General features: G+C 63.2%; 23 protein-coding genes. 4 read left to right on the top strand and 19 right to left on the bottom strand.

Annotation, left to right across the window (positions count from 1 at the left end):
* Positions 1 to 83: 83 nt before the first annotated feature.
* Both D6T64_RS04220 and D6T64_RS04215 read right to left on the bottom strand, forming a co-directional pair.
* Positions 84 to 800 carry a helix-turn-helix domain-containing protein gene (locus D6T64_RS04220; protein WP_325049766.1) on the bottom strand — a complete coding sequence of 239 codons (717 nt, stop codon included), beginning with the start codon at positions 798 to 800 and terminating at the stop codon, positions 84 to 86.
* Between the two features lie 7 nt (positions 801 to 807).
* On the bottom strand, positions 808 to 1,404 hold the full coding sequence (locus tag D6T64_RS04215) for a recombinase family protein (protein ID WP_119972091.1): 597 nt from the start codon (positions 1,402 to 1,404) through the stop codon (positions 808 to 810).
* A 500-nt stretch (positions 1,405 to 1,904) separates the two neighbouring features.
* Between D6T64_RS04215 and D6T64_RS04210 the strand changes: the two genes are divergently transcribed.
* Together D6T64_RS04210 and D6T64_RS04205 are read left to right on the top strand one after the other, a co-directional pair.
* Positions 1,905 to 2,489: a type IV toxin-antitoxin system AbiEi family antitoxin domain-containing protein gene (locus D6T64_RS04210; RefSeq protein ID WP_119972148.1), complete on the top strand. Its 585-nt coding sequence runs from the start codon at positions 1,905 to 1,907 to the stop codon at positions 2,487 to 2,489.
* Positions 2,486 to 3,388: a nucleotidyl transferase AbiEii/AbiGii toxin family protein gene (locus tag D6T64_RS04205; RefSeq protein ID WP_158594797.1), complete on the top strand. Its 903-nt coding sequence runs from the start codon at positions 2,486 to 2,488 to the stop codon at positions 3,386 to 3,388. Before D6T64_RS04210 ends, D6T64_RS04205 begins: the two co-directional genes overlap by 4 nt.
* Positions 3,389 to 3,952: 564 nt before the next feature.
* On the opposite strand, the gene D6T64_RS04195 is transcribed toward D6T64_RS04205, so the two are convergent.
* The 3 genes from D6T64_RS04195 to D6T64_RS04185 all read right to left on the bottom strand — a co-directional run bounded on the left by D6T64_RS04195 (position 3,953) and on the right by D6T64_RS04185 (position 7,036).
* Positions 3,953 to 4,234, bottom strand: coding sequence for a hypothetical protein (locus D6T64_RS04195; protein WP_119972085.1), 282 nt, complete (start codon positions 4,232 to 4,234; stop codon positions 3,953 to 3,955).
* Positions 4,235 to 4,359: 125 nt separating this feature from the next.
* On the bottom strand, positions 4,360 to 5,379 hold the full coding sequence (locus D6T64_RS04190; protein WP_119972081.1) for a hypothetical protein: 1,020 nt from the start codon (positions 5,377 to 5,379) through the stop codon (positions 4,360 to 4,362).
* Positions 5,372 to 7,036: an HsdM family class I SAM-dependent methyltransferase gene (locus D6T64_RS04185; protein ID WP_119972078.1), complete on the bottom strand. Its 1,665-nt coding sequence runs from the start codon at positions 7,034 to 7,036 to the stop codon at positions 5,372 to 5,374. Before D6T64_RS04185 ends, D6T64_RS04190 begins: the two co-directional genes overlap by 8 nt.
* A gap of 277 nt (positions 7,037 to 7,313) precedes the next feature.
* Here D6T64_RS04185 and D6T64_RS04180 point away from each other — a divergent pair, with 277 nt between their 5' ends.
* Positions 7,314 to 8,093, top strand: coding sequence for a GIY-YIG nuclease family protein (locus D6T64_RS04180; protein WP_199719050.1), 780 nt, complete (start codon positions 7,314 to 7,316; stop codon positions 8,091 to 8,093).
* Positions 8,094 to 8,139: 46 nt separating this feature from the next.
* Here the strand turns inward: D6T64_RS04180 and D6T64_RS04175 are convergent, their stop codons facing one another.
* Positions 8,140 to 8,997, bottom strand: coding sequence for an RCC1 domain-containing protein (locus D6T64_RS04175; protein ID WP_119972072.1), 858 nt, complete (start codon positions 8,995 to 8,997; stop codon positions 8,140 to 8,142).
* An 85-nt stretch (positions 8,998 to 9,082) separates the two neighbouring features.
* Between D6T64_RS04175 and D6T64_RS04170 the strand changes: the two genes are divergently transcribed.
* On the top strand, positions 9,083 to 9,451 hold the full coding sequence (locus D6T64_RS04170) for a hypothetical protein (RefSeq protein ID WP_119972068.1): 369 nt from the start codon (positions 9,083 to 9,085) through the stop codon (positions 9,449 to 9,451).
* Here the strand turns inward: D6T64_RS04170 and D6T64_RS04165 are convergent.
* From D6T64_RS04165 to D6T64_RS04110, 13 genes are all read right to left on the bottom strand, one after another.
* Complete coding sequence (locus D6T64_RS04165) at positions 9,448 to 9,657, bottom strand: hypothetical protein (protein ID WP_119972065.1); 210 nt, start codon at positions 9,655 to 9,657, stop codon at positions 9,448 to 9,450. The two genes, D6T64_RS04170 and D6T64_RS04165, sit on opposite strands and share 4 nt — an antisense overlap.
* Positions 9,658 to 9,758: 101 nt before the next feature.
* A complete protein-coding gene (locus D6T64_RS04160) occupies positions 9,759 to 10,121 on the bottom strand; it encodes a hypothetical protein (protein WP_119972061.1) in 363 nt (120 codons plus the stop codon).
* Complete coding sequence (locus D6T64_RS04155; RefSeq protein ID WP_119972058.1) at positions 10,118 to 10,564, bottom strand: DUF192 domain-containing protein; 447 nt, start codon at positions 10,562 to 10,564, stop codon at positions 10,118 to 10,120. The genes D6T64_RS04160 and D6T64_RS04155 overlap by 4 nt, the downstream gene beginning before the upstream one ends.
* 4 nt (positions 10,565 to 10,568) lie before the next feature.
* Entirely contained in the window at positions 10,569 to 10,976 is a 408-nt protein-coding gene (locus tag D6T64_RS04150; protein ID WP_119972055.1) for a ParB family protein, read from the bottom strand.
* A complete protein-coding gene (locus D6T64_RS04145; protein WP_119972051.1) occupies positions 10,973 to 11,770 on the bottom strand; it encodes a ParA family protein in 798 nt (265 codons plus the stop codon). Before D6T64_RS04145 ends, D6T64_RS04150 begins: the two co-directional genes overlap by 4 nt.
* 80 nt (positions 11,771 to 11,850) lie before the next feature.
* Positions 11,851 to 12,231 (bottom strand): single-stranded DNA-binding protein, encoded by a 381-nt coding sequence (locus D6T64_RS04140; protein WP_119972048.1) that lies wholly within the window; start codon positions 12,229 to 12,231, stop codon positions 11,851 to 11,853.
* Positions 12,232 to 12,574: 343 nt separating this feature from the next.
* The gene (locus D6T64_RS04135) at positions 12,575 to 12,847 is read right to left on the bottom strand and encodes a hypothetical protein (RefSeq protein WP_119972045.1); all 273 of its coding nucleotides are present in this window, start codon (positions 12,845 to 12,847) and stop codon (positions 12,575 to 12,577) included.
* A gap of 60 nt (positions 12,848 to 12,907) precedes the next feature.
* The gene (locus D6T64_RS04130; RefSeq protein ID WP_233550823.1) at positions 12,908 to 13,222 is read right to left on the bottom strand and encodes a glutaredoxin family protein; all 315 of its coding nucleotides are present in this window, start codon (positions 13,220 to 13,222) and stop codon (positions 12,908 to 12,910) included.
* A gap of 372 nt (positions 13,223 to 13,594) precedes the next feature.
* A complete protein-coding gene (locus D6T64_RS22505) occupies positions 13,595 to 13,732 on the bottom strand; it encodes a hypothetical protein (protein ID WP_158594796.1) in 138 nt (45 codons plus the stop codon).
* A 53-nt stretch (positions 13,733 to 13,785) separates the two neighbouring features.
* A complete protein-coding gene (locus D6T64_RS04125; protein ID WP_119972041.1) occupies positions 13,786 to 14,013 on the bottom strand; it encodes a hypothetical protein in 228 nt (75 codons plus the stop codon).
* A gap of 62 nt (positions 14,014 to 14,075) precedes the next feature.
* Positions 14,076 to 14,264 carry a hypothetical protein gene (locus tag D6T64_RS04120; RefSeq protein WP_147364455.1) on the bottom strand — a complete coding sequence of 63 codons (189 nt, stop codon included), beginning with the start codon at positions 14,262 to 14,264 and terminating at the stop codon, positions 14,076 to 14,078.
* 98 nt (positions 14,265 to 14,362) lie between these two features.
* Positions 14,363 to 15,241, bottom strand: a complete 879-nt coding sequence (locus D6T64_RS04115) for an ArdC-like ssDNA-binding domain-containing protein (RefSeq protein ID WP_119972032.1) — start codon at positions 15,239 to 15,241, stop codon at positions 14,363 to 14,365.
* Between the two features lie 531 nt (positions 15,242 to 15,772).
* Entirely contained in the window at positions 15,773 to 17,701 is a 1,929-nt protein-coding gene (locus tag D6T64_RS04110; protein ID WP_233550822.1) for a hypothetical protein, read from the bottom strand.
* Positions 17,702 to 17,806: the final 105 nt, after the last annotated feature.

Raw genomic sequence — 17,806 nt, 5'->3', positions numbered from 1 at the left:
CCGGACCACACCCACGCCCGAAATTCCGAAAGCTCGCCGAAGCGAAATCAGGATCCGCTCAGAGGTCGACCGATGGATTCAGGCTAAAGCGGTCCGCTCGAGGTGGTGGCTGATGAAGTCGGAGCCGTGGTCCACGTGCAGGATGTCGGGGATGCCGCACATTGCCCACGCCGGGTCCGTCTTCCGCCAGATCGCCTGCCGCAGAGCCAGGGCAGTGTTGATAGCTGAGGGGGCGCCGCTGAAGACCATATATCCGCAGATCGCACGGGAAAGTCGTCCATCACGGTCGTCAGCCACGGCCGGTCAGGCTTCCCGTCAGCGCCGACGATAAGGATGTCGAGTTCAGTGTGGTCGGACTGCCACATCTGGTTCGGGTACTCCGCGCGGCGCCGGAAAACGAGCTCGTGCTTGTCCCGGTACGAGACCGGCCCCTCCAGCGCCAGGGTGACAAGAGCCGGATCGAGGGCCTGGACGATCTGCCGCACGGTCGCATAGCTTGGAGCGGGCAGCTCACGAGCCTGAGCATCAGTGACGGCGAGACGATGCAGCGTGGCGAGACTCGGGCGCGGCCGAGTGAGCGCCAGTCGTTCGATGAACGCGACCGTCTGGACCGAAGTTCGGCGGATACCTTTGTCTATACGCGCATGGGGGTCAAGGGAGGCGACGCCGCCTGCCCGGTAGAGATGGTGCCAGCGCTGCAGAGTCCGAGCGGAGATCCCGGTCTCCCGGGCGAGGACGGCGAGCGGGATCTGGTCTTCGACATGCAGCCGAAGAACACGCCATCGCTCGGCCGCGTCCACGAGTCACCTACACGGTGGTGCTCTCGCGGGCCGCGAGGGCCTGCTGATGCCGGTACAGAGTGGCTCGGCTCCACCCGACGAGCTTTGCCGCATCCTCCGCAGTGCGGCCCTTCGCCCGGGCCTCGGAGACGAGTTTGAGTTTGTCGGCTACGACCACGGGATCGGACAGGGGCCGACCAAACTTGGTGCCGCCATTTCGGGCGGCTGTGATCCCTGCGTTCACTCTTTCTGTGATCAGCTCGCGTTCGTACTCGGCCAAGGTTGCGAGCATGTTCAGCATCAGCCGGCCCGAGGTCGTCGACGGGTCGATCCCATCCGAGATGCTCTTCACCTGTATGTCACGCTCTCGGAGCAGCTTTACCGTGTTCAACACATCGATGAGGGATCGTCCGAGGCGATCGACCCGCCACACCACGACGGTGTCGCCAGGCTCGGCGTACTCGAGGAGCTTCTTCATCCCAGGGCGTGAGATCGCGGTCCGACTGCCGGAGGTGACGTCGGTGAAAATGTCCCGCTCTTGCACGCCCGATTTAACCAGAGCGTCAACCTGCAATTTCGCGTCTTGGCTTCTAGTGCTGACCCGCGTATATCCAAGATGTCTCACGAATCCATTCTGCCTTGAAAATTGCTAAAAGCGTCGGAACAAAGACACTTTGCGGTGAGACACGTTTCCAAGACAAATCACGTCCCGGAATTCCGCCACTTCTTCCTGCGGCTCGAGGGAGGCTTCGCGCGTCTCGAAAAGCTTTAGCTTTCTAAGACACCAGGTTGTCTCCGGTTGCGGGCCCCGCACAGAACCGGCGACGCTAGCAGAACTCGCGAACTCCAACCCTCCAACTGCCGGCTACGTCTCCCCGACGACGTCATCGAAGCCGCAGCAAGCATCCTCGTGATCGGAAACTAGCGACACAGAGCGATCACAAAACACCGCCACCGACCGGCGAAGTCGACCGGCATGGCTCGCCATGGCCAACTTCGGCTCGGCTCAGTAACGATCGTTTACGGCGGAAGTCGCGCTTGGTAATTAGTCAGCGCATTTTTTCGCCTAGTACCGACTACAGATAAAGTTATCTGTATAGAATACTAGGCAAGGATGGTATGCCGATGCGACCGCTCGAAAAACTGCCCTTAAGGGCGTTCAGCCAAAGTGAAGCGGCCCAGGTCGGGGTCGACTCCCGCACGCTCTACCGCCTTCGCGACACTGGCCTTATAGAACAGGTAAGCCGAGGGCTCTACCAGCTCGCGACAGCGCCCGTTGCCGATCTCGACCTGCTTGAAATCGTGAAACGCAGACCTGAAGCCACCCTGTGTCTGGCCAGCGCACTCGCACACCACGGTCTCATCGACGCGATTCCGCCGCGCACCGACATCGCAGTTCCACGAGGGCAATCCGTGCCAACGACAACGGCAGCAGTTCAATGGCACAGCTTCGACCGCGACACATTCCCGATCGGACGCGAGGAGATGTCGATCACAGGTAGTGAAGAAATCATCGGTGTGTACTCAGCGGAGCGCTCCTTAGTCGATGTCTTCCGGCTGCGAGGCACCGAAGGGTACGAGACGGGGATTGAGGCGTTGAAGGAATGGCTGAAACGAAAAGGCGTGCGACCGGCCGCACTCCTCGAGATGGCGCGCACCATCCCCCGCGCGCTTGGACCGGTGAAAAACGCATTGGAGTATCTGACATGACCGACGCTGTTCACATCTATCACTCGTTGCAGACACTCGCTCGCCGCCAAGGCCGGGCAACGAGCGAACTGCACACACTGTACGTGCTCGAACGGTTCCTCGAACGGCTCACCCGCACACCCTACCGAGATGACCTCGTCCTCAAAGGCGGTGTGCTGCTCGCGGCATTCGCCTTGCGCCGGCCCACGAGAGACATCGACATGCAAGCCCTCGACGTCACGCTCGACGAGGCCTATCTACGCAGAGTCGTTGAGGCCGTCGCTGCCATCGACGCAGACGACGGCGTTGACTTCGACGCCGAGACTGCTCGCGTGACCCCGATTAGAGATGAGGATGAGTACTCTGGTCTGCGCATTCGTCTCACCGCACATTTGCATACGGCAAGACTGTTCGTGCACATGGATGTGAGCACGGGCGACCCAATCTGGCCGGAACCGCAACTCGTCGAGCTGCCGGGACTGCTCGGCGACGACTTCATGATCGTTGGCTACCCGGTCGCAACGGTGATTGCAGAGAAAACAATCACGATGCTGCAGCGCGGTGCCAGCAATACCCGGTGGCGGGACTACGTCGACCTTCGCAACCTCGCCAGACGCTACCCGTACCGAGCAGGCGATGTCGCATCTGCGATCGCCGCAGTCGCAACCCACCGCGAAGTGCCACTCACTTCCATCAGTGACGCAGTGCGCGGTTACGACGCAGACGCTGAACGAAAATGGGCTGCCTGGCGAAGCAAGACGGACATCGAAGAACAGTCGCTTCCGCAACTTAACGACCAGCTCCGCGAAATCATCGCGTTCCTCGAACCAATCATGCTCGGACAGCTCGCGTCCGAGATGCACTGGAACCCCGAAGGCCAGAAATGGGAACCTGGGGCTGAAGATCCCCTGTGCGAGTAAATTTCCGCCCGTTCCAGCTCGCGCCGGTTCAGGTCTTGCCCGATGCCTTACCTCGAATACCCGATCGACGTCGACGCCGTCAAGTTGACGGACCGTGTTCTGATCGAGGATGCTCACGCTCACGTAGCCGCATCACTGACTCGTCATGTGGTCCGACCGCCTGCTCTGTCAGGTTGAACTCCATGAGTCCGCGACAAGCGATGTCAACAAAACTAAAGTTGATCCTAGCTAGGCGGATTCAGCGCCCGGATCTGATGTCAGGCTGGGATACACCCCACATGGGCATGACAATCGAACGACCTCATGAAATACGGACAAATTGCGCTGCGGAACCACCATCTTTTACTGTTGCGATTCACAGCCTGAATTTGTCACATATTTAGTCATTCATTCTTCATATTGCAAACGATAGGCACTCGGCTAATGTGACGATGGTCTGGGATATCTTTGGCGGCCTCACGATGCGGGCCGCAAGCTTGCGCCGACAATGCACGATGTCGCTAAGCAGAGGTCACACGTATCTACCCGCGCTACGGGCAAGTCGCGTTAGCACTGGGAATTTTGTCACGAGGACGGTCCGACGAACTTCCGAAGCCACTCCCAGGCTTCTTCGGTCAGCCACCCCGAATATTCCCTACCGCTGATGTCAATGACAATTGCTCGGTCTGTCCCGTCAATGTGAGCATTGAGGGCGGAGAACACTTCCCGCGGCGTCCGACTCGTAACCACGATCCAGGTGGATTCCATGTGGTGCCACCAGCTGCCTTGGGATTTGATCGCCTCGTGGAGCGCTTCGTATTTTTGGCCTGGGCTGTTCAGATCGTAGGTGATCAACAGTGTGGACATGGGGATGCACTCCTAGCAGTTCAGTAATCTATTCGAATCGAATCTCGCTGGCGCCCTGGCGTACGTCCGCTGATGGCTTGGGTTCTCATTCTGCGATTGCCGGCCCGATCGTGATTGCGTAGTCGTTACCCTGCTGCGTTCTTTCGCAGCAGGCGGGCCTTTCTGTGCAGGGTAATCGGGGTTGCGTCGAGGGCTCGGTTGACGATGTTCGCAATGAACGCGGCTGATCGTAGATGTGGCTCTACGAGTTCTTCCTGAATCGTCACGCGGGGAAGCTCCTGCAGCGCTCTGTCGATTTCGTCGGATGGAACGTCCTCGATGTCTTCGTTTTCGTCGGGCTCTGGCTCCGGTCCTGCAGGCGTCAGCGGGTTCTCTGGTTCTTCGTCGTCGTCCTCATCGTCGATCGCCAGGTCGTCCCCGTAGTCCATGAGCAGCAGCGAAGTGGCGTGATAAGCGTCGTCTTCTTGGCCGAGCTTGCCGACGAGGTCGGTGAGCCAGTCGAAGATCAGCGGTTCTTTGACCAGGATGTCCGAGCGCAGTGCGATGAGGAATCCAAGAGCAGCCATGGGGTGGCGAAGCCTCAGGTTCTTGGCATCTCCGTACGACTCTTCAATGCGATTCGCCGCGTTCTTCCCGTAGGAAGAGTCCATACGCTTCGTAGAGACCAGGATCTCCGGGCCGGTTGCCCAGTCCGTCATGATCACGTCCACTTGCTTGAGGTAGTTTTTTCCCAAGATCGACGCGCTGGATGAGGTCACTCCGCTGATCGACGTCTTCTTGGTCAATCGCTGGATGAGGATCGCTTTTTCCGCTTTCGGCAGGGCTTCCAGCAGTTTTGTGATCGGCACGGGAAGGATGCGTGGGTGACTCGGCCGGGGCCAGACGGCATCGGGTTCGAATCCGGCTCGGCGTAGTTCGTATGCGAGCCAAACGTCTAGTGCGAGGGCGCGCACACCCGAACGCACGGTTGCCTTCAGATACAGCGGGACGCCAAGGAGCCGTTCAAGCGTGGTGATATCCGGCACATATTGCCGCTTGTCATCCACCAGGCGCCACGGGTTGGTGTGGATGCCCAGCGGTGAGGCGTCAGCAATGATGCGATCGAAGATGACCCAGGCTTTGTCCTTGGCGGTGGGCTCAGCCACGTTTACCTCTCGTTGTGCGTCGACGAGTCAGTTCGGCGTGGGCGGCACGAACGTGCTCGATCTCCTCAACTGCCAAGTGTCCGGCCTCGAGTAAAAGGGCTTGGTCGACAAGGCGCACTGCCGCGAGAAGTTGGCCGGCTTGAAGCTTCCTGGCGACCCTGTCCCGAATAGCGCGGAGCGCGGCGGCGCGGGTCCTGACCAGCTCGGGTGCCGGCATCATCCACTGGTCAGCTTCCTTGGGTTCGAGTTTAAGAATCCCGCCCCCGTAGGCGCGCCCGACCATCTCTGCGTTGAGCAGAGTGATCGAGTTCAGCGAGGCCAGCGGCAGGAGTTCCCGGCCAAGGTCCCGAAGATCCTTTTTGAGATAGACCCCGTGGATGGAGTTCAGGTGGCGAACGCCGGCCAGGTTCGTCGTCAGACGCGGGGTGTCTGCATTCATGCAGGTCAACAACAGGTCAGCCGGCGCGACGAGCGGCACACGGTACCAGGTCTTACGCACCTGACATTTATACGCCTGGTCAACCCCGGCAGCGTGCCCGGCGTCGATGTAGGACTGCGCCGCTGCTGACGGCATCGCAGCGGGATAGAACAGACGGGTCGCTTTTCCGTCCCGTCCAAGCCTGGTGAGCATGTCATCGGAGAGAACGAGGCCGCGCAGATGTGAGCTACCTGGCGGGGAAAGTCGCAGCAGCTCGTTGCGGTGGATGCCCAGCTCTTTGATCCGTGCGGGAGATAACGCGAAATACCGGTTGTTGCCGGTAACCATCCCGAGAGTCGTATCTCCCCAGGACTCCAAATCGACAAACGACTCCCCGTCAACCAACCGTGCCAAGGGCATCGTCGCCGCGGGCGGCACAAGTCCTGCACCAGTCCACTTTCCGGCAGGGTCAATGGGGGCCCATTGCATTCCGTTTTCGAGGACGGTGAGGCCAGCTGCGTTCTTGGCTTGGCGGATGGTTGCATGATCCGTGGGGCCTTGGTTGTATCCGTCCGCAAGCAGTAAGACCACGTCAGCTTCGGCCTCTGGAAAAACCTGCTCCTCGAAGAGGACGATCTCAAGGCTGCGGAAGTGATCGAAAAGGAACTGCCGGACCGGAGCGGCATAGTTCACCGACAGGAGTTCGGCGGGCAAGACCAGGCCAAGCCGGCCACCGTCGCGGAGGATCGACGAGCCTTGAATGACGAATGCGGCCCAGCTGGAAGCGAGCCCGGTGAGGGAAACCCCGGCCCGGAGCGCCGCCTCGCGGGAGCGTAGACGGGATACGCCTGACCAGTCCTGGTAGCGAACAAAGGGCGGGTTACCGATCACGGCTGCATACTTCTTCTCGGAATTGACCATGAAGAAGTCGTTCACTTGGATCCGCGGGCGGCCACCGGCTTCGCGGACTCGGCTGCGGCCAACCTGTGCACTGTGTTTATGGATCTCGACGCCGTGAACGGTCGGTTTAAACGTCGGATTGTCGCTGAGTTCGCGAAGCCGGCGGACGGCTTCAACCAGGAATTCTGCGTCACCAGCGGACGGCTCAAAGACTGCGTCTGCGGCGTCTCGAAGTGCCCAGTCGGCGATGAACCGGACGATGGGCTGGGGGGTGAAGAAGGCACCGCGCGCTTTGCGGAGTTCTGGCGTATCGGCGGGGTGGAGCGGGGCCAGAGTCACAACTTCATTCTGCCTTACGCCGGAGACACTGGACTGTCAGCCACCAGCTACTGGGCCTCGCCGAAGCTCCAGTAAGGAGTGTCCTAAACTGCGATGAAATAGCGAAGGGGGAAGTTTTATGGCCGCGTCGGGTAAATCTGTCCGGTTGTTCTTAGTCGACGGCACGCCGGGCGGCCTGGTGACGGCAGAGATTATGAACTGGACTGGTCATCTCCTTGCTGGCCCGAGGTCAGATCTCCTAGCGCTACTCCGGAGGGAAGAGGCCCGCCGGACAGGCGTGTACCTGCTCCTCGGTGACGCCCCCGATAGCGTCGGCGGTATTCAGGTGTATGTCGGCGAGGGCGACGACATCAGCGCCAGGTTAACCAGTCATGCCCGTGAGAAAGACTTCTGGGAACGCGCAGTTCTTCTCACCAGCAAGGATGCCAACCTCACTAAAGCTCATGCCCGTTACCTTGAATCTCGCTTCCTTCAGATTGCTCGGGACGCGCAACGCTCAGAGCTTGTTAACGGCACCGCTCCACCTTTGATTGCACTACCGGAAGCCGACGTGTCTGACATGGAATACTTCATTGCGCAGGCACTGATCGCTCTACCCGTCCTTGGCGTCAATGTCCTTCGAGTGACAACTATCGCCGCAAGCAATGTAGTGCCGGCGAGCCAAGCGCGGGTCGCCGTGTCCGCACCGCGGTTCACCATGGAGCAGCCTCGTGAAGGACTCACGGCGTCCGCCACTGAGGTGGATGGAGAGTTCACCATCCTCAGCGGCTCCCACGCACGACGCACACAAGTCGGCGGAGGATCCTACGTGGCCCTTCGGGAGCGTCTCGAAAAAGACGGCACTATAGACACCACTACGGATCCGGCGCTCTTCACGAAGAACCAGGTGTTCGCTAGCCCATCTGCAGCAGCCGCCGTCGTTGCTGGCCGCTCCGCCAACGGACGCACTTCTTGGGTAGAAGACAGCACCGGGCTCACTTATGGGGCTTGGCAAAACCGTGACCTCGATGACACCACCGTCGGAGCGCAGATTCCCACAGCAGTTCTGACACTTTAGTGAGCCGCCCTTAAGTGTTGAGTGTGCTGCAGCTCAGAAACGATCGTTATTCGATCAGAGCTAGCTTCCATTTCGTCGTGTCGCACTGGCCGTCATTATCGTTACCTGTCGCGAGAACGGTTCCATTGGAGCAGAGGCCGAGCGTGTGGGTAGAGCCGGCGGCCACTTCCACCACATCGCGCCAGGCTGCGACCTCACACTGCCCGCGACTATTGTCGCCGGCTGCGAGTACTCGTCCTCCGTCGAGCGCCGCAACGATGTGATAGCTGCCTGCCGATACCCTCGCGACGTCACGCCATCCTGATACGTCCTCGATCCCAGCAGTCCGGTCCCCGGTCGCGAGCACCCGCCCGCTGCGGGTGAGGCCGACCGTGTGTAGATAGCCCGCTGCGACCGCGCGCAGATCACGCCATTCGGTTACGGCGCACTGCCCCCTACGGTTGTTCCCCACCGCAACAGCCGTACCGTCAGATCGGAGCCCGATGGAGTGCCAGTCTCCCGCCGCAGCGGCCACCAGCCCACTCCATTCTTCAACGTTGTTTGCTCCCTCGTTCCGTCGTCCAGCCGCAAGAGCTGTCCCATCTAAGCGGATGGCGAGGGTCCGACGCCAGCCGGCCGCGATGCTAACGACGTCGGACCAGTCGTCGACATCGCATTGGCCTTCGTTGTTCCATCCAGTCGCGAGCATCGTGCCGTCTCTGCGCAGCCCGACGGTGTGGGAACGCCCGGTGTTCGAAGCGGTATGCACGCTGCCGACCGCCACGCTTACGACGTCGAACCAATCGTCGACAAGGCACTCCTCTGAGTTCAGCCGACCCGCGGTGAGTACTGAACCATCAGCCGTGACACCAACGGAGTGACGACGGCCGGCGGCGAGATGGGCGTGGGAGCTTAGCGAGGCCATCTGTTGATCGTCTCAGAATTCGCGACCTTAGTCATAGCTCGGTGAGCGGCCGCCCACTAACGATCGATTGTGGGAAACTGGCGGCATGGATACCGTAACTGTCCCACGTTCGTATTACGTCACCCTTGCGGAGGTTGCAGCGCAGCACCAAGGGATGCTTTCGGGACTCCGCGTGACCGGCGGAAAGTCGTATGACCGGCCAGGGGACCTTCTCGGCACGGTCTTGTGTGAAACGTGGCTGATTGACCACTCTCTGGTTGGTCTAGTCGGCGCAGCCTATGTGAGCGCTTTGCGCGCTGAGTGCGCGGAGCGCAGTGTGGCCCCGCCGACTCTCGATGAAACACTTAAGGCGATCCCATTTGCCATGAATGAGGCTCGGTATCCATCCGTCGACGTCGAGGCACTGATGCGAGTATTGGCTGCCGACATACCGGGAATGGTAGGCCAGCTCTAACCGCGTTCGGCCTCTGCGGCGATCAGGTGCGGCAAAAGACGCAGCAGCACGACGCGGGCGTGGTACAGCTCGCCCAACGTGTAATCGGCCAAGGTGTCGTGATCGTACTCATCGAGCTCGGACACAGGGTCAGCGATGAACAGCAGCGCCGCGCGGGTGGTCTCGACGCGCTCCGCAGCCGTGAGGTTCCCCCAGTCCTCGCGCATGGCGTCTAGGTACTCGTTGACAGGCTGTGTCGTCGGCAGAGGGCCGCGCAATATCCGATCGCCTTTCCGCGCTGCTGACGACGGACCGTGGCTTGCGTAGGTCATACCTGGTCGAACCATCGAACGACGCCGTTCGCAGAGTGTGCACCTCGGAGAGCTGCGGACGCGGCTGAGAGGGCCACCGCCGCCCGTTCGAGTTCGGCAGCCGCCGTTACGGTCCCAGTCGCACCGTCCCCTCGGTTGTCCTCGCCCGCGTAATGCTGCCCGTCGATGACGGCTGAGTGCCAGACACCGAGCTGTCGGCAGACCTGTTCAAAGTCGTCGACCGTGCCAACTAATTCTCCAAGAAGCGTGTACGAGTCAGATGGGGCGGGCACGTCTCTGGTCGAGTGAGCGAGCGTGCGGGCCTGGGCTGAGAGGTCGCGTGCGACTTCGACTTGGCGGTGCTGTTCGTTGACGGTCATGGTGTGTCCTCTCGGATAGTGACAGCGGTTCCCGGCTCGATCCCATCGAGGGCTCGGGCGGGTACTTCTAGAAGCGTGTCCGCATCGCCTGGTGACGTCCAGCGCGGGCACTCATCTTCAGTTTCGTTAGTGCAGGGGTTGAGTGTCTCGACGGCGAGAACCTTGCCGTCGATGATCCACGCGACATCGAGCGAGATATCCATCCTGGCCATCCACACCTGACGCTCCGCGGGGCCGTCGAACGTGAACAGCATCCCAGTACCCTCCGACAGCTCGTGGCGGCCGCTGAGGCCGTCGCGCTGCTGGTCGGGAGTGCTCGCGAGGTGCACCCGGAACTCGAGGCCGGTTCCGACGTCGACGATGGCGGACGAGGGCGCCGGGGTGGCCGCACATCCCGCCATAACGGCCACCAGAGCCCCCACAGCCGTGATGCGCGTCTTCATGGGATTACTCCCCCATCGGTCGCCCCTGGGGCAACTCGCGCGCTCCAATGGCCGGGAACGGCTCGCCGCCGTTGTACTTCGCTTCGAGGGCTGCGACCTTCTCCATCACGGCATGGTCGATGAATTGGGAAAGCGATCGCGATCCCTCACTGACCTGGGTGTGCAGGATCGCACCGCGGATGCGAGCGGTGTCGGCAGCGTCCTGGTAGAAGCTCACTTTGTGCGGGTATTTCTTGCCTGAACCCGTGGTCGCCGGCTCCGCGGCCGGGCTGCTCTTGGCCTTCGGCGCGGGTGTCGGGTGCTCGACCTCGGCCACCGCGGGTGCGGTCGGCTCTGCCGCTGCGGGGGGCGGCGGTGCGATGGGGCTCGATCCAGTCAGGCTGGACTTGCGGGGTGCGGGGCGGGTGCTCATGACGGCTCTCCTTCGATGCTGGCGAGGTGGCCGGCGTAGATGACTCCGAGCGCGGCCGCCTCGGCGCTCCCCCACTCGTCGAGGCCTCGTGAGGCCTCGGTGGCGTCGGAAATAACGACGCGCTTCGGAATGGGCGGGATAAGCAATGGCAGGCCGCGGGTCTCGGCCACGCCTTCGAGGTCGGCAAGCCACTGCTGAGCGCCCACGGTGCGTTCTTCGTACTGGTTGACGACGATCCCGGCGACGCGCAATGCCTGGTTGTAGTAGCTCTTCACGCTGTCGATGGTGTCGAGGAGTTGTGACAGCCCGTCAAGACTCCACTTCTTCGCGTGAGTGACCACGACGACTCCCTGAGCGGCCGTCAGGGCGTTGATCGTGAGCTGGTCGAGTGATGGGGCGCAGTCGATCAGGATCAGGTCATAGTCGTCCGCCACGGCGGCCAGCGCCTCGCGCAAACGGACCTCTCGGCCCGCCCCGGCGATCGTTAGCTCGTCGCGTACAGCGCCGAGCGTGACGCCACTCGTGGGTACGACGTCGAGGCCAGGCCAGACGCCCGGCACGATGACATCGCGGATGGTCTCGGTTGCTCGGGAGCTGAGAGCGTCGGCGAGGCCTGCCTGATCGTCCTCGACGGGCTCTGCTGTTGCGTTGCTGGTGAGATTGCCTTGCGGGTCAAGATCAACGGCGAGCACACGGCGTCCGGCGAGCACTGCGGATCGTGCGAACTGGAACGCGGTTGTGCTCTTGCCTACGCCGCCCTTCTGGTTGCAGAGGGCGAAAATTTGAGCTGTCACGGGTGTTACCTCCAATAGAACTAATAGTACTGTTGCCGGTAAGAGGAGGGCGCTCGAATGGCCGCCCGTCCTCCACCTGGTCAAAACGGGGTGTCGTCGCTCTCGCTGCGGGCGTTGCGCTCGACGGTGACGGCCTGGCCGCGGAGACTCACGGCGACGTCATCGGCGCGGACCTCGTGCTGTAGGCGCGTTCCCTGCTCTCCCTTGTACTCGGTGACGCGGTAGGTGCCGGTGAACGTGATGCGGATGTTTCCGCTGCGCTCAGCGGCCTCGACGAGGTTCGTTGCCTGCGATCCGCTCAAGGACACGTCGTAGGCCACGGTGGGGCCATCGGTGTACGTATCGTCATCCTGGCGGATGCTGTCGCTGACGAGGACGCGGGCGTAGGTGTACGGGCCACGCTCCCCCTGTCGCAGCTCGGGCTTTGCGGCGAAGTTGCCGGTGCGGGTGATGTAGCTCATGATTCCCTCCCTGGGATTCGGTTGGTAACTCTAATAGTACTGTTAGCGGTAATAGATGACAAAAGGTTTCTAGCGCTCGACCTCCAATGTGTGGCCGTCGACCTGGGACGGGTAGAAAACCCACTCCACGTCGCTGTTCGGGTTGGGGTTCACGACGCGGACGCCCTGCACGGGCGATCCCTCCCGCGATCGGCCCCAGTGGATCACTGACCCACAGCGGGGTCTTGTACGGGCAACCGTCGAGGCTTAGCAGGCTATCGCCTGCCTGCAAGTCGGCCAGTCGCTTCACGATGATGGTTGCCATGATTCTTCCTCTCGGTCAGTACTAATAGTACTATCGGGGTTAGTTGGCGTGAGGGGTGATGTACTCACCATCGACGGCGATTGAGATTCCTTCGGTGTGCGCGGTGATGTGCAGCACGTACCCGCCCAGTCCGTCCGGCTCCATCCAGACAGTGGCGGCGGTCGTGTCGAACTCGTCGAAGTCCACGCGCCCGTAGTCGTCGGCGGTGGCCGGGCGGCGGGTCTCTTCCCCGGAGACTCCCTCGGCGTCGACCCACGTCTTGGGTTCGAAGCGTGCTCCAGTGTCGCACGGGGTCAGTTCGTAGTTCGTCATGGTTGATTCCTCTCAACTCTGTTAGTACTAATAGTACTATTACCGGTGCACGGTGTCAACTTACTGGCAGCTTTCGCAACCCAGCTCGTCCATCGGGTCGACAGGGACCGCGTAGGCCTCTGCCTGGTTGGCCTTGGCGACGCGCTCGATCTGGTCGGGCCGGAACTCGCACCAGTGATCCTCGCCTGTGCCGTCCTCGACCACGACGACGGGGGCCGCGGTGTATCCAAGCTCCTCGGTGACGTACTCGTGCGCTGCGGGGTTGTCTCGGATATCGACCTCGACGAACTCGACGCCCTTCTTGGTCAGCACGTCCTTGGTCATCTTGCAGCGGATGCAGCTCGGGCCGGTTGTGTACACGGTGACTGTCAACATTCTGAAATCCTCCCATCCCCACGTTTTTTGCCGTGAAGGCGTTTTTCCGCCTTAGCGACCGGAGGGCGTAGTGCAACCCGCAGGGCGGTGGAGGAGAGAATTTCGGCCCGAAATAAGGGAGCTTGCGACCGCGTGCCGAAAATCTCGGGGGAGCCGGTGACGAAGCCACTTGAACGAAGACCCGTAGGTGGCTACGAGAGAGCGCAGCGAACGAGCCGCCGAAGGCTTCACGGCAAAAAAACGAGCGCCGCAGGCGCGACAAAGGCCGGCCGCGGAGCGGCTGTCGATCAGTTCGGGCGCGCTCCGTCGCGCCTGAGCCTGGGGGGAGGGCGAGGGGGTCGCCCCCTCGCGGCCGCGCGCAGCTCGGCCCGATCACCAGTCGTCTCCCAGCAGGGCGAGGAGGTCGCCGGAATCTAAACGCGCCTGGTGGGCCTCCGCGGCCTGGGTGGAGTCTTTGAGGCCGATCCCGGCGGCGATGACGGGTTCACTGTGCCAGTAGGCGCACGACACGGCGGCCTCACTGGGGCATCCCTCGATCCACTTCCCGACCCAGCGGCCGGAGGCTAGCGGCCGGAGGCTAGCTGCACGTCGACCCATGCCCGGCCAGGGCGGCGCAGCGCGCCGATGACTCCGAGACATCCCTCGATGTGCTCGTGCAGCTCGCCTAGCCACTTGTCGGATTCTTTCGAGGGCATTTCGGAGAGTGAGCGGGCCGGGAGCGGGTGCAGCTCGCGGACGCGCTCGGCGGCCCAGTTGGTGGACTCAATGCCGATGCAGTCGAGGTCGATCATGGTCGGGGCTCCTGCTCTATTGGTACTATCAGTACTATTAGCTGCGCCTCGGTCGGTGTCGGTCATCCGAACGCCTCGACCCAGCAGCTCGGGTGCGTGCCGGAAATCAGTAACTCGCGCGTGGCCGGCTCGACGTCGGGCAGCACGTCCTGAATCAGCGTGCGGGCGGCGATAGCGTCGGCCTGGTCGCGCGTGAGTTCGACGGCGCTCGTCTTGCCACAGAATATGCAAGCGCGGGTGGTGATGGTCACGGTTCCAGCGGTGCGGATCGTCAATGTTCTTCCTCGATTCCCTACCCCTAATAGTACTATTACCACTGCGGGATTGCAACGGTAATAGTACTATTGGCCTAGGCGGCTTCTTCGGTCTCGGTGAGAGCGTCGGCCAGGGCGTACGCGGCGCGCAGCACGTTGGCCGCGGTGGCCTTGATGGTCGCGGCCTCGCAGTTGCTCCACCCGGCGACGTAGCCCACGCTGTAATCGCTGGTGTCGAGTCCGAGAGTCCCCGCGACGATGTAGGCGACGCTCTCGGCTTCGGTCTCTTTGATGCCGCGGTGCTCGACGTACTCGCCGGGCTCGTCGTCTGCGTGCAGCAGGACGTGGGCGGCTTCGTGCAGTGCGGTCTTGGCTGCCTGGGCGGGGGAGAGGTCGGCGTCGATCACGACGCGCTGCGTTCCGTCCATCGTCATGTAGCCGTTGGCGGCTCCGGCGATCTTCTCGCGCTCGACGGTCCAGCCCTTGCCGGTGAGGTAGTCGGTTACGGCGTCGAGGATGCCCGCGGGGTCCTCTCCGGTGAGCTGTTGGGCGAGCTCGGCCGGGTCGCCTTCCTCCTCGTCGATGACGTCGGTCTGTCCCAGCTCGAACACGGAGACCGGGAAGAATCGGACGCGGCGCTGTTCTTCCTCCTCGCCGGTCTTTTCGTTCTCGACGGTCTCGCACACGTCGCGGCCGCTGAAGATGCGGATGCCGGTCTCTCCCTTGCGGACCTGGCGGTTGAGCTTCTGCCAGGTCCGGTAACCGGCGACGTGGGACGCTTCGGGGCACTGGGAGAAGATCAGCAGCAGGTTTCCCAGGCTGTAGCGGTGGAACGACTGCGCGAACGTCAGGAATCGCGCCCACGTCTCGGACTCGCGCAGCTCCTCGACCTGTTCCGCGATCGTCGCTTGCAGCGCCTCAGCCTCGGCTCGACGCTCTTCGGGGCTCTTGGTGTTCTTGACTTTGCGGACCATCTCGCTACCTCCAACGGTATTAGTACTGTTAGGGCCACTATCCCGACCCTCCTCCACGTTTTTTTGCCGTGAAGGCGGTTTACCGCCGCTAGAGAGGGCGGCCGGCTCGCAACCCCGAAGGGGCGGTGGAGGAGAGAATTTCGGCGCGAGATAAGGGAGCGCAGCGACCGCGTGCCGAAAATCTCGGGGGAGACGTCGGCGCAGCCGATTGCGCGACGGTTGACCGAACGTATGCTGCCGAAGGCTTCACGGTAAAAGAACGAGCGCCGCAGGCGCGGCAGAGGTCGGCTGCGCAGCGGACGTCAAGCACGGCCCGCAGGGCCGCAGGGTTCGCCGGTCGATGGCCGGCCGCGAGCTTTTTCTAGTGCAGCTCGTCCGTCCCCACTGTGTGCAGGCCAGCCTTGCAATAGCGGGGCTGTGCACTTTGGGGGTGGGGAATGCTCTTGGCTATGCTGAATCTCGACAGGTCCCCCCTTGTCGATGGCTCCCGGTCAATGCCCCCGTGCTGACCGGGAGCATCTTCCGACTCGTTCAGGCGATCCGGTCGGCTCTGAGCGTGTCGTACAGCATTCGGTCGTCGGCGTCGACGGATTCACCGGCCCAATGACGGCGGGCCACGCCGCCGCGTTCATCTTCAACTTCGCGGCGAGCTGCGCGCCAGTCCAGCCGTCCATCGTCCCGGCGGGGGTGTCGGCCGTAGGCGTGTGTGCCGTCGTCAGGGACGAGGGCGAGCTGTCCGCGGCCGGGTCGACCATTCGAGCTGGTGCGGCGAGGGGCACGCATCCACGCCTCTTCGGCTCGCCACCACGCCCATAGCTCGCGCTCGATACCGTAGCGCTCGGTGCGCTCGACCAGGCAGCCGTCGATGCCGGCACGCACCGCCGCGGCTCGACGGCGGTCGACGGCGGTTCGACGCCATCCGTCGCGGCTGCGCACGAGTACTCCCGCCGACGTGAGGCGGTCGAGGGTGAGGGCGGTTCGTGCCGTGCTGGCTCCGGTGGCGCGGGAGAGGTCGTCGATGGTCTGAGGTTCTGATCTGGTGCGTGCGTAGGTGTTGCCGGCGTGGTGTCCAAGTGCGGGGCGTCCCAGCGTGAAGAGGTCGTGGGCGGCGTCAGTTATCCGGGTGGTAAGAGTTCTGAGGAGGGTGGATCGTTCTGCGGCCCCGGCCCCTGCGGGGCGCGGGTCCGCTTGTGACCGACTTTTACCCTTGGTGCTGTGGAGAACTGCCTGGGGGTCGATTGTCCAGTGGGCTCCGTGCGGGCCATCGGCTGCGCGGGTGTGGGCGATCCATCCGTCCTCGGAGAGGCGCAGGAGCGCCGTGCGTGCTGTCTCCCGGCCAATGCCAGCCAACAGGGCCAGCCGGCGGGTGTCGGCCTCTACGGAGCCGCTGAGGGCCTGTAGGGCGACGACGCACAGGACGTCGAGGATGCGGCGGTCTGCGGGGCCGCCTCCGCGAGTCCAGCGGCCGGCGGCCGCGTCGGCGTGGGCCTGCAGCTCGCGTACGTGGGCGGCGATCGCGTCGGCGCGAGGGTCGAACGTGGGATCGTCGCCAATCTGGCGATCGGTCGTGGCCACGAACGTCACGGCCTTGTCCCACTGCCGGCGCAGCGTCCGGGCGGCCTCTGTGCGGCCGCGTGTGCGCCGGGCGGCGCGGACGCGTTCACTGCGGACGTGTTCGAGGCCTGGCGCGGTGTCGACGAGGGCGGCGACGTCGGCGTGCCGCCACCTGGCGGCCGCGGCTCCGATCAGCACCCGCCAGAGGACCGCGGAGGCATCGCCAGAGGCGGCATCTTCGCGCAGCGCAGCGGCGCTCACGGCCGCAAGCTCGCGGCGGGCGCCGGGCAAGTATAGTCGGGAGTGATCGTCGAGCGGGAGCGGCTTGTGCGGGTCGGTCGTGTGGGCGGGCTCGGCGTCGTCGACGAGGCGCGCCAGGCGCTCGGTCAGGGCGCGAACGAGCGCTGCGGTGCCCGTGGGCTCGGTGAGGGCGCGCAGTTCACCGGTGAGGACCGTGGAGTGGCCTCCGGCTCGGTGGGGCGCTCCTGGGGGGCGTACGCAGCCGGTGGCGGCGTTGCTAAGCGGCGACAGGTCGAGGGTGGGGCATAGGTGCTTGGCGAGGCGAGCCAGGGTAGCGACGGTCTCGGCGTCGACGCCCTCGGCCAGGGCAGTCCAGACGTGACGGCCGCCAGAGGGACCGGAGGCGCAGACGACGGGCTCTAAGCCGACGTCGACGAGGAGGCCGGCGATCACGTCGGCGTCGCGGGCGGCCGCGCCGGCCGCGCCAGGGCTCTTGGAATCGAGGTCGAAGCAGAGTAGCCGGAACAGGCCATCGGGTCCGGCGAGGTAGACCGCCCACGGGCGGTCGGGCTCGGCCCCGGTGATACGACGGTGCCCGGTGTACTCGTTCAGGATGTCGCCGTAAGCGTCGACAGCGGCGACGCGCACGGTCGGCCGCGGACTCATTTGCTGGGTGATGCCCCAAAAATATGGGCGCGGCAGATGCGTAGTACTTGAACTAGGGGTTACGATAGGGTCACCTCCTCGGTTCGCCTGGTAGGTACAACAAGG

The organism is Cryobacterium melibiosiphilum, from assembly GCF_003602235.1.
Lineage (GTDB): Bacteria > Actinomycetota > Actinomycetes > Actinomycetales > Microbacteriaceae > Cryobacterium > Cryobacterium melibiosiphilum.
This window is presented reverse-complemented; position numbering and strand designations above follow the sequence as displayed.

Bases quoted from the DNA above. Each gene is read 5' to 3' on its own strand.
- D6T64_RS04170 (WP_119972068.1), top strand. From the start codon at position 9,083: ATGGATACCGTAACTGTCCCACGTTCGTATTACGTCACCCTTGCGGAG.
- D6T64_RS04195 (WP_119972085.1), bottom strand. From the start codon at position 4,234: ATGTCCACACTGTTGATCACCTACGATCTGAACAGCCCAGGCCAAAAA.
- D6T64_RS04110 (WP_233550822.1), bottom strand. From the start codon at position 17,701: ATGAGTCCGCGGCCGACCGTGCGCGTCGCCGCTGTCGACGCTTACGGC.
- D6T64_RS04130 (WP_233550823.1), bottom strand. From the start codon at position 13,222: ATGTTGACAGTCACCGTGTACACAACCGGCCCGAGCTGCATCCGCTGC.
- D6T64_RS04210 (WP_119972148.1), top strand. From the start codon at position 1,905: ATGCGACCGCTCGAAAAACTGCCCTTAAGGGCGTTCAGCCAAAGTGAA.
- D6T64_RS04115 (WP_119972032.1), bottom strand. From the start codon at position 15,241: ATGGTCCGCAAAGTCAAGAACACCAAGAGCCCCGAAGAGCGTCGAGCC.
- D6T64_RS04140 (WP_119972048.1), bottom strand. From the start codon at position 12,231: ATGAGCTACATCACCCGCACCGGCAACTTCGCCGCAAAGCCCGAGCTG.
- D6T64_RS04205 (WP_158594797.1), top strand. From the start codon at position 2,486: ATGACCGACGCTGTTCACATCTATCACTCGTTGCAGACACTCGCTCGC.
- D6T64_RS04135 (WP_119972045.1), bottom strand. From the start codon at position 12,847: ATGACGAACTACGAACTGACCCCGTGCGACACTGGAGCACGCTTCGAA.
- D6T64_RS04125 (WP_119972041.1), bottom strand. From the start codon at position 14,013: ATGATCGACCTCGACTGCATCGGCATTGAGTCCACCAACTGGGCCGCC.
- D6T64_RS04155 (WP_119972058.1), bottom strand. From the start codon at position 10,564: ATGAAGACGCGCATCACGGCTGTGGGGGCTCTGGTGGCCGTTATGGCG.
- D6T64_RS04160 (WP_119972061.1), bottom strand. From the start codon at position 10,121: ATGACCGTCAACGAACAGCACCGCCAAGTCGAAGTCGCACGCGACCTC.
- D6T64_RS04150 (WP_119972055.1), bottom strand. From the start codon at position 10,976: ATGAGCACCCGCCCCGCACCCCGCAAGTCCAGCCTGACTGGATCGAGC.
- D6T64_RS04165 (WP_119972065.1), bottom strand. From the start codon at position 9,657: ATGCGCGAGGACTGGGGGAACCTCACGGCTGCGGAGCGCGTCGAGACC.
- D6T64_RS04175 (WP_119972072.1), bottom strand. From the start codon at position 8,997: ATGGCCTCGCTAAGCTCCCACGCCCATCTCGCCGCCGGCCGTCGTCAC.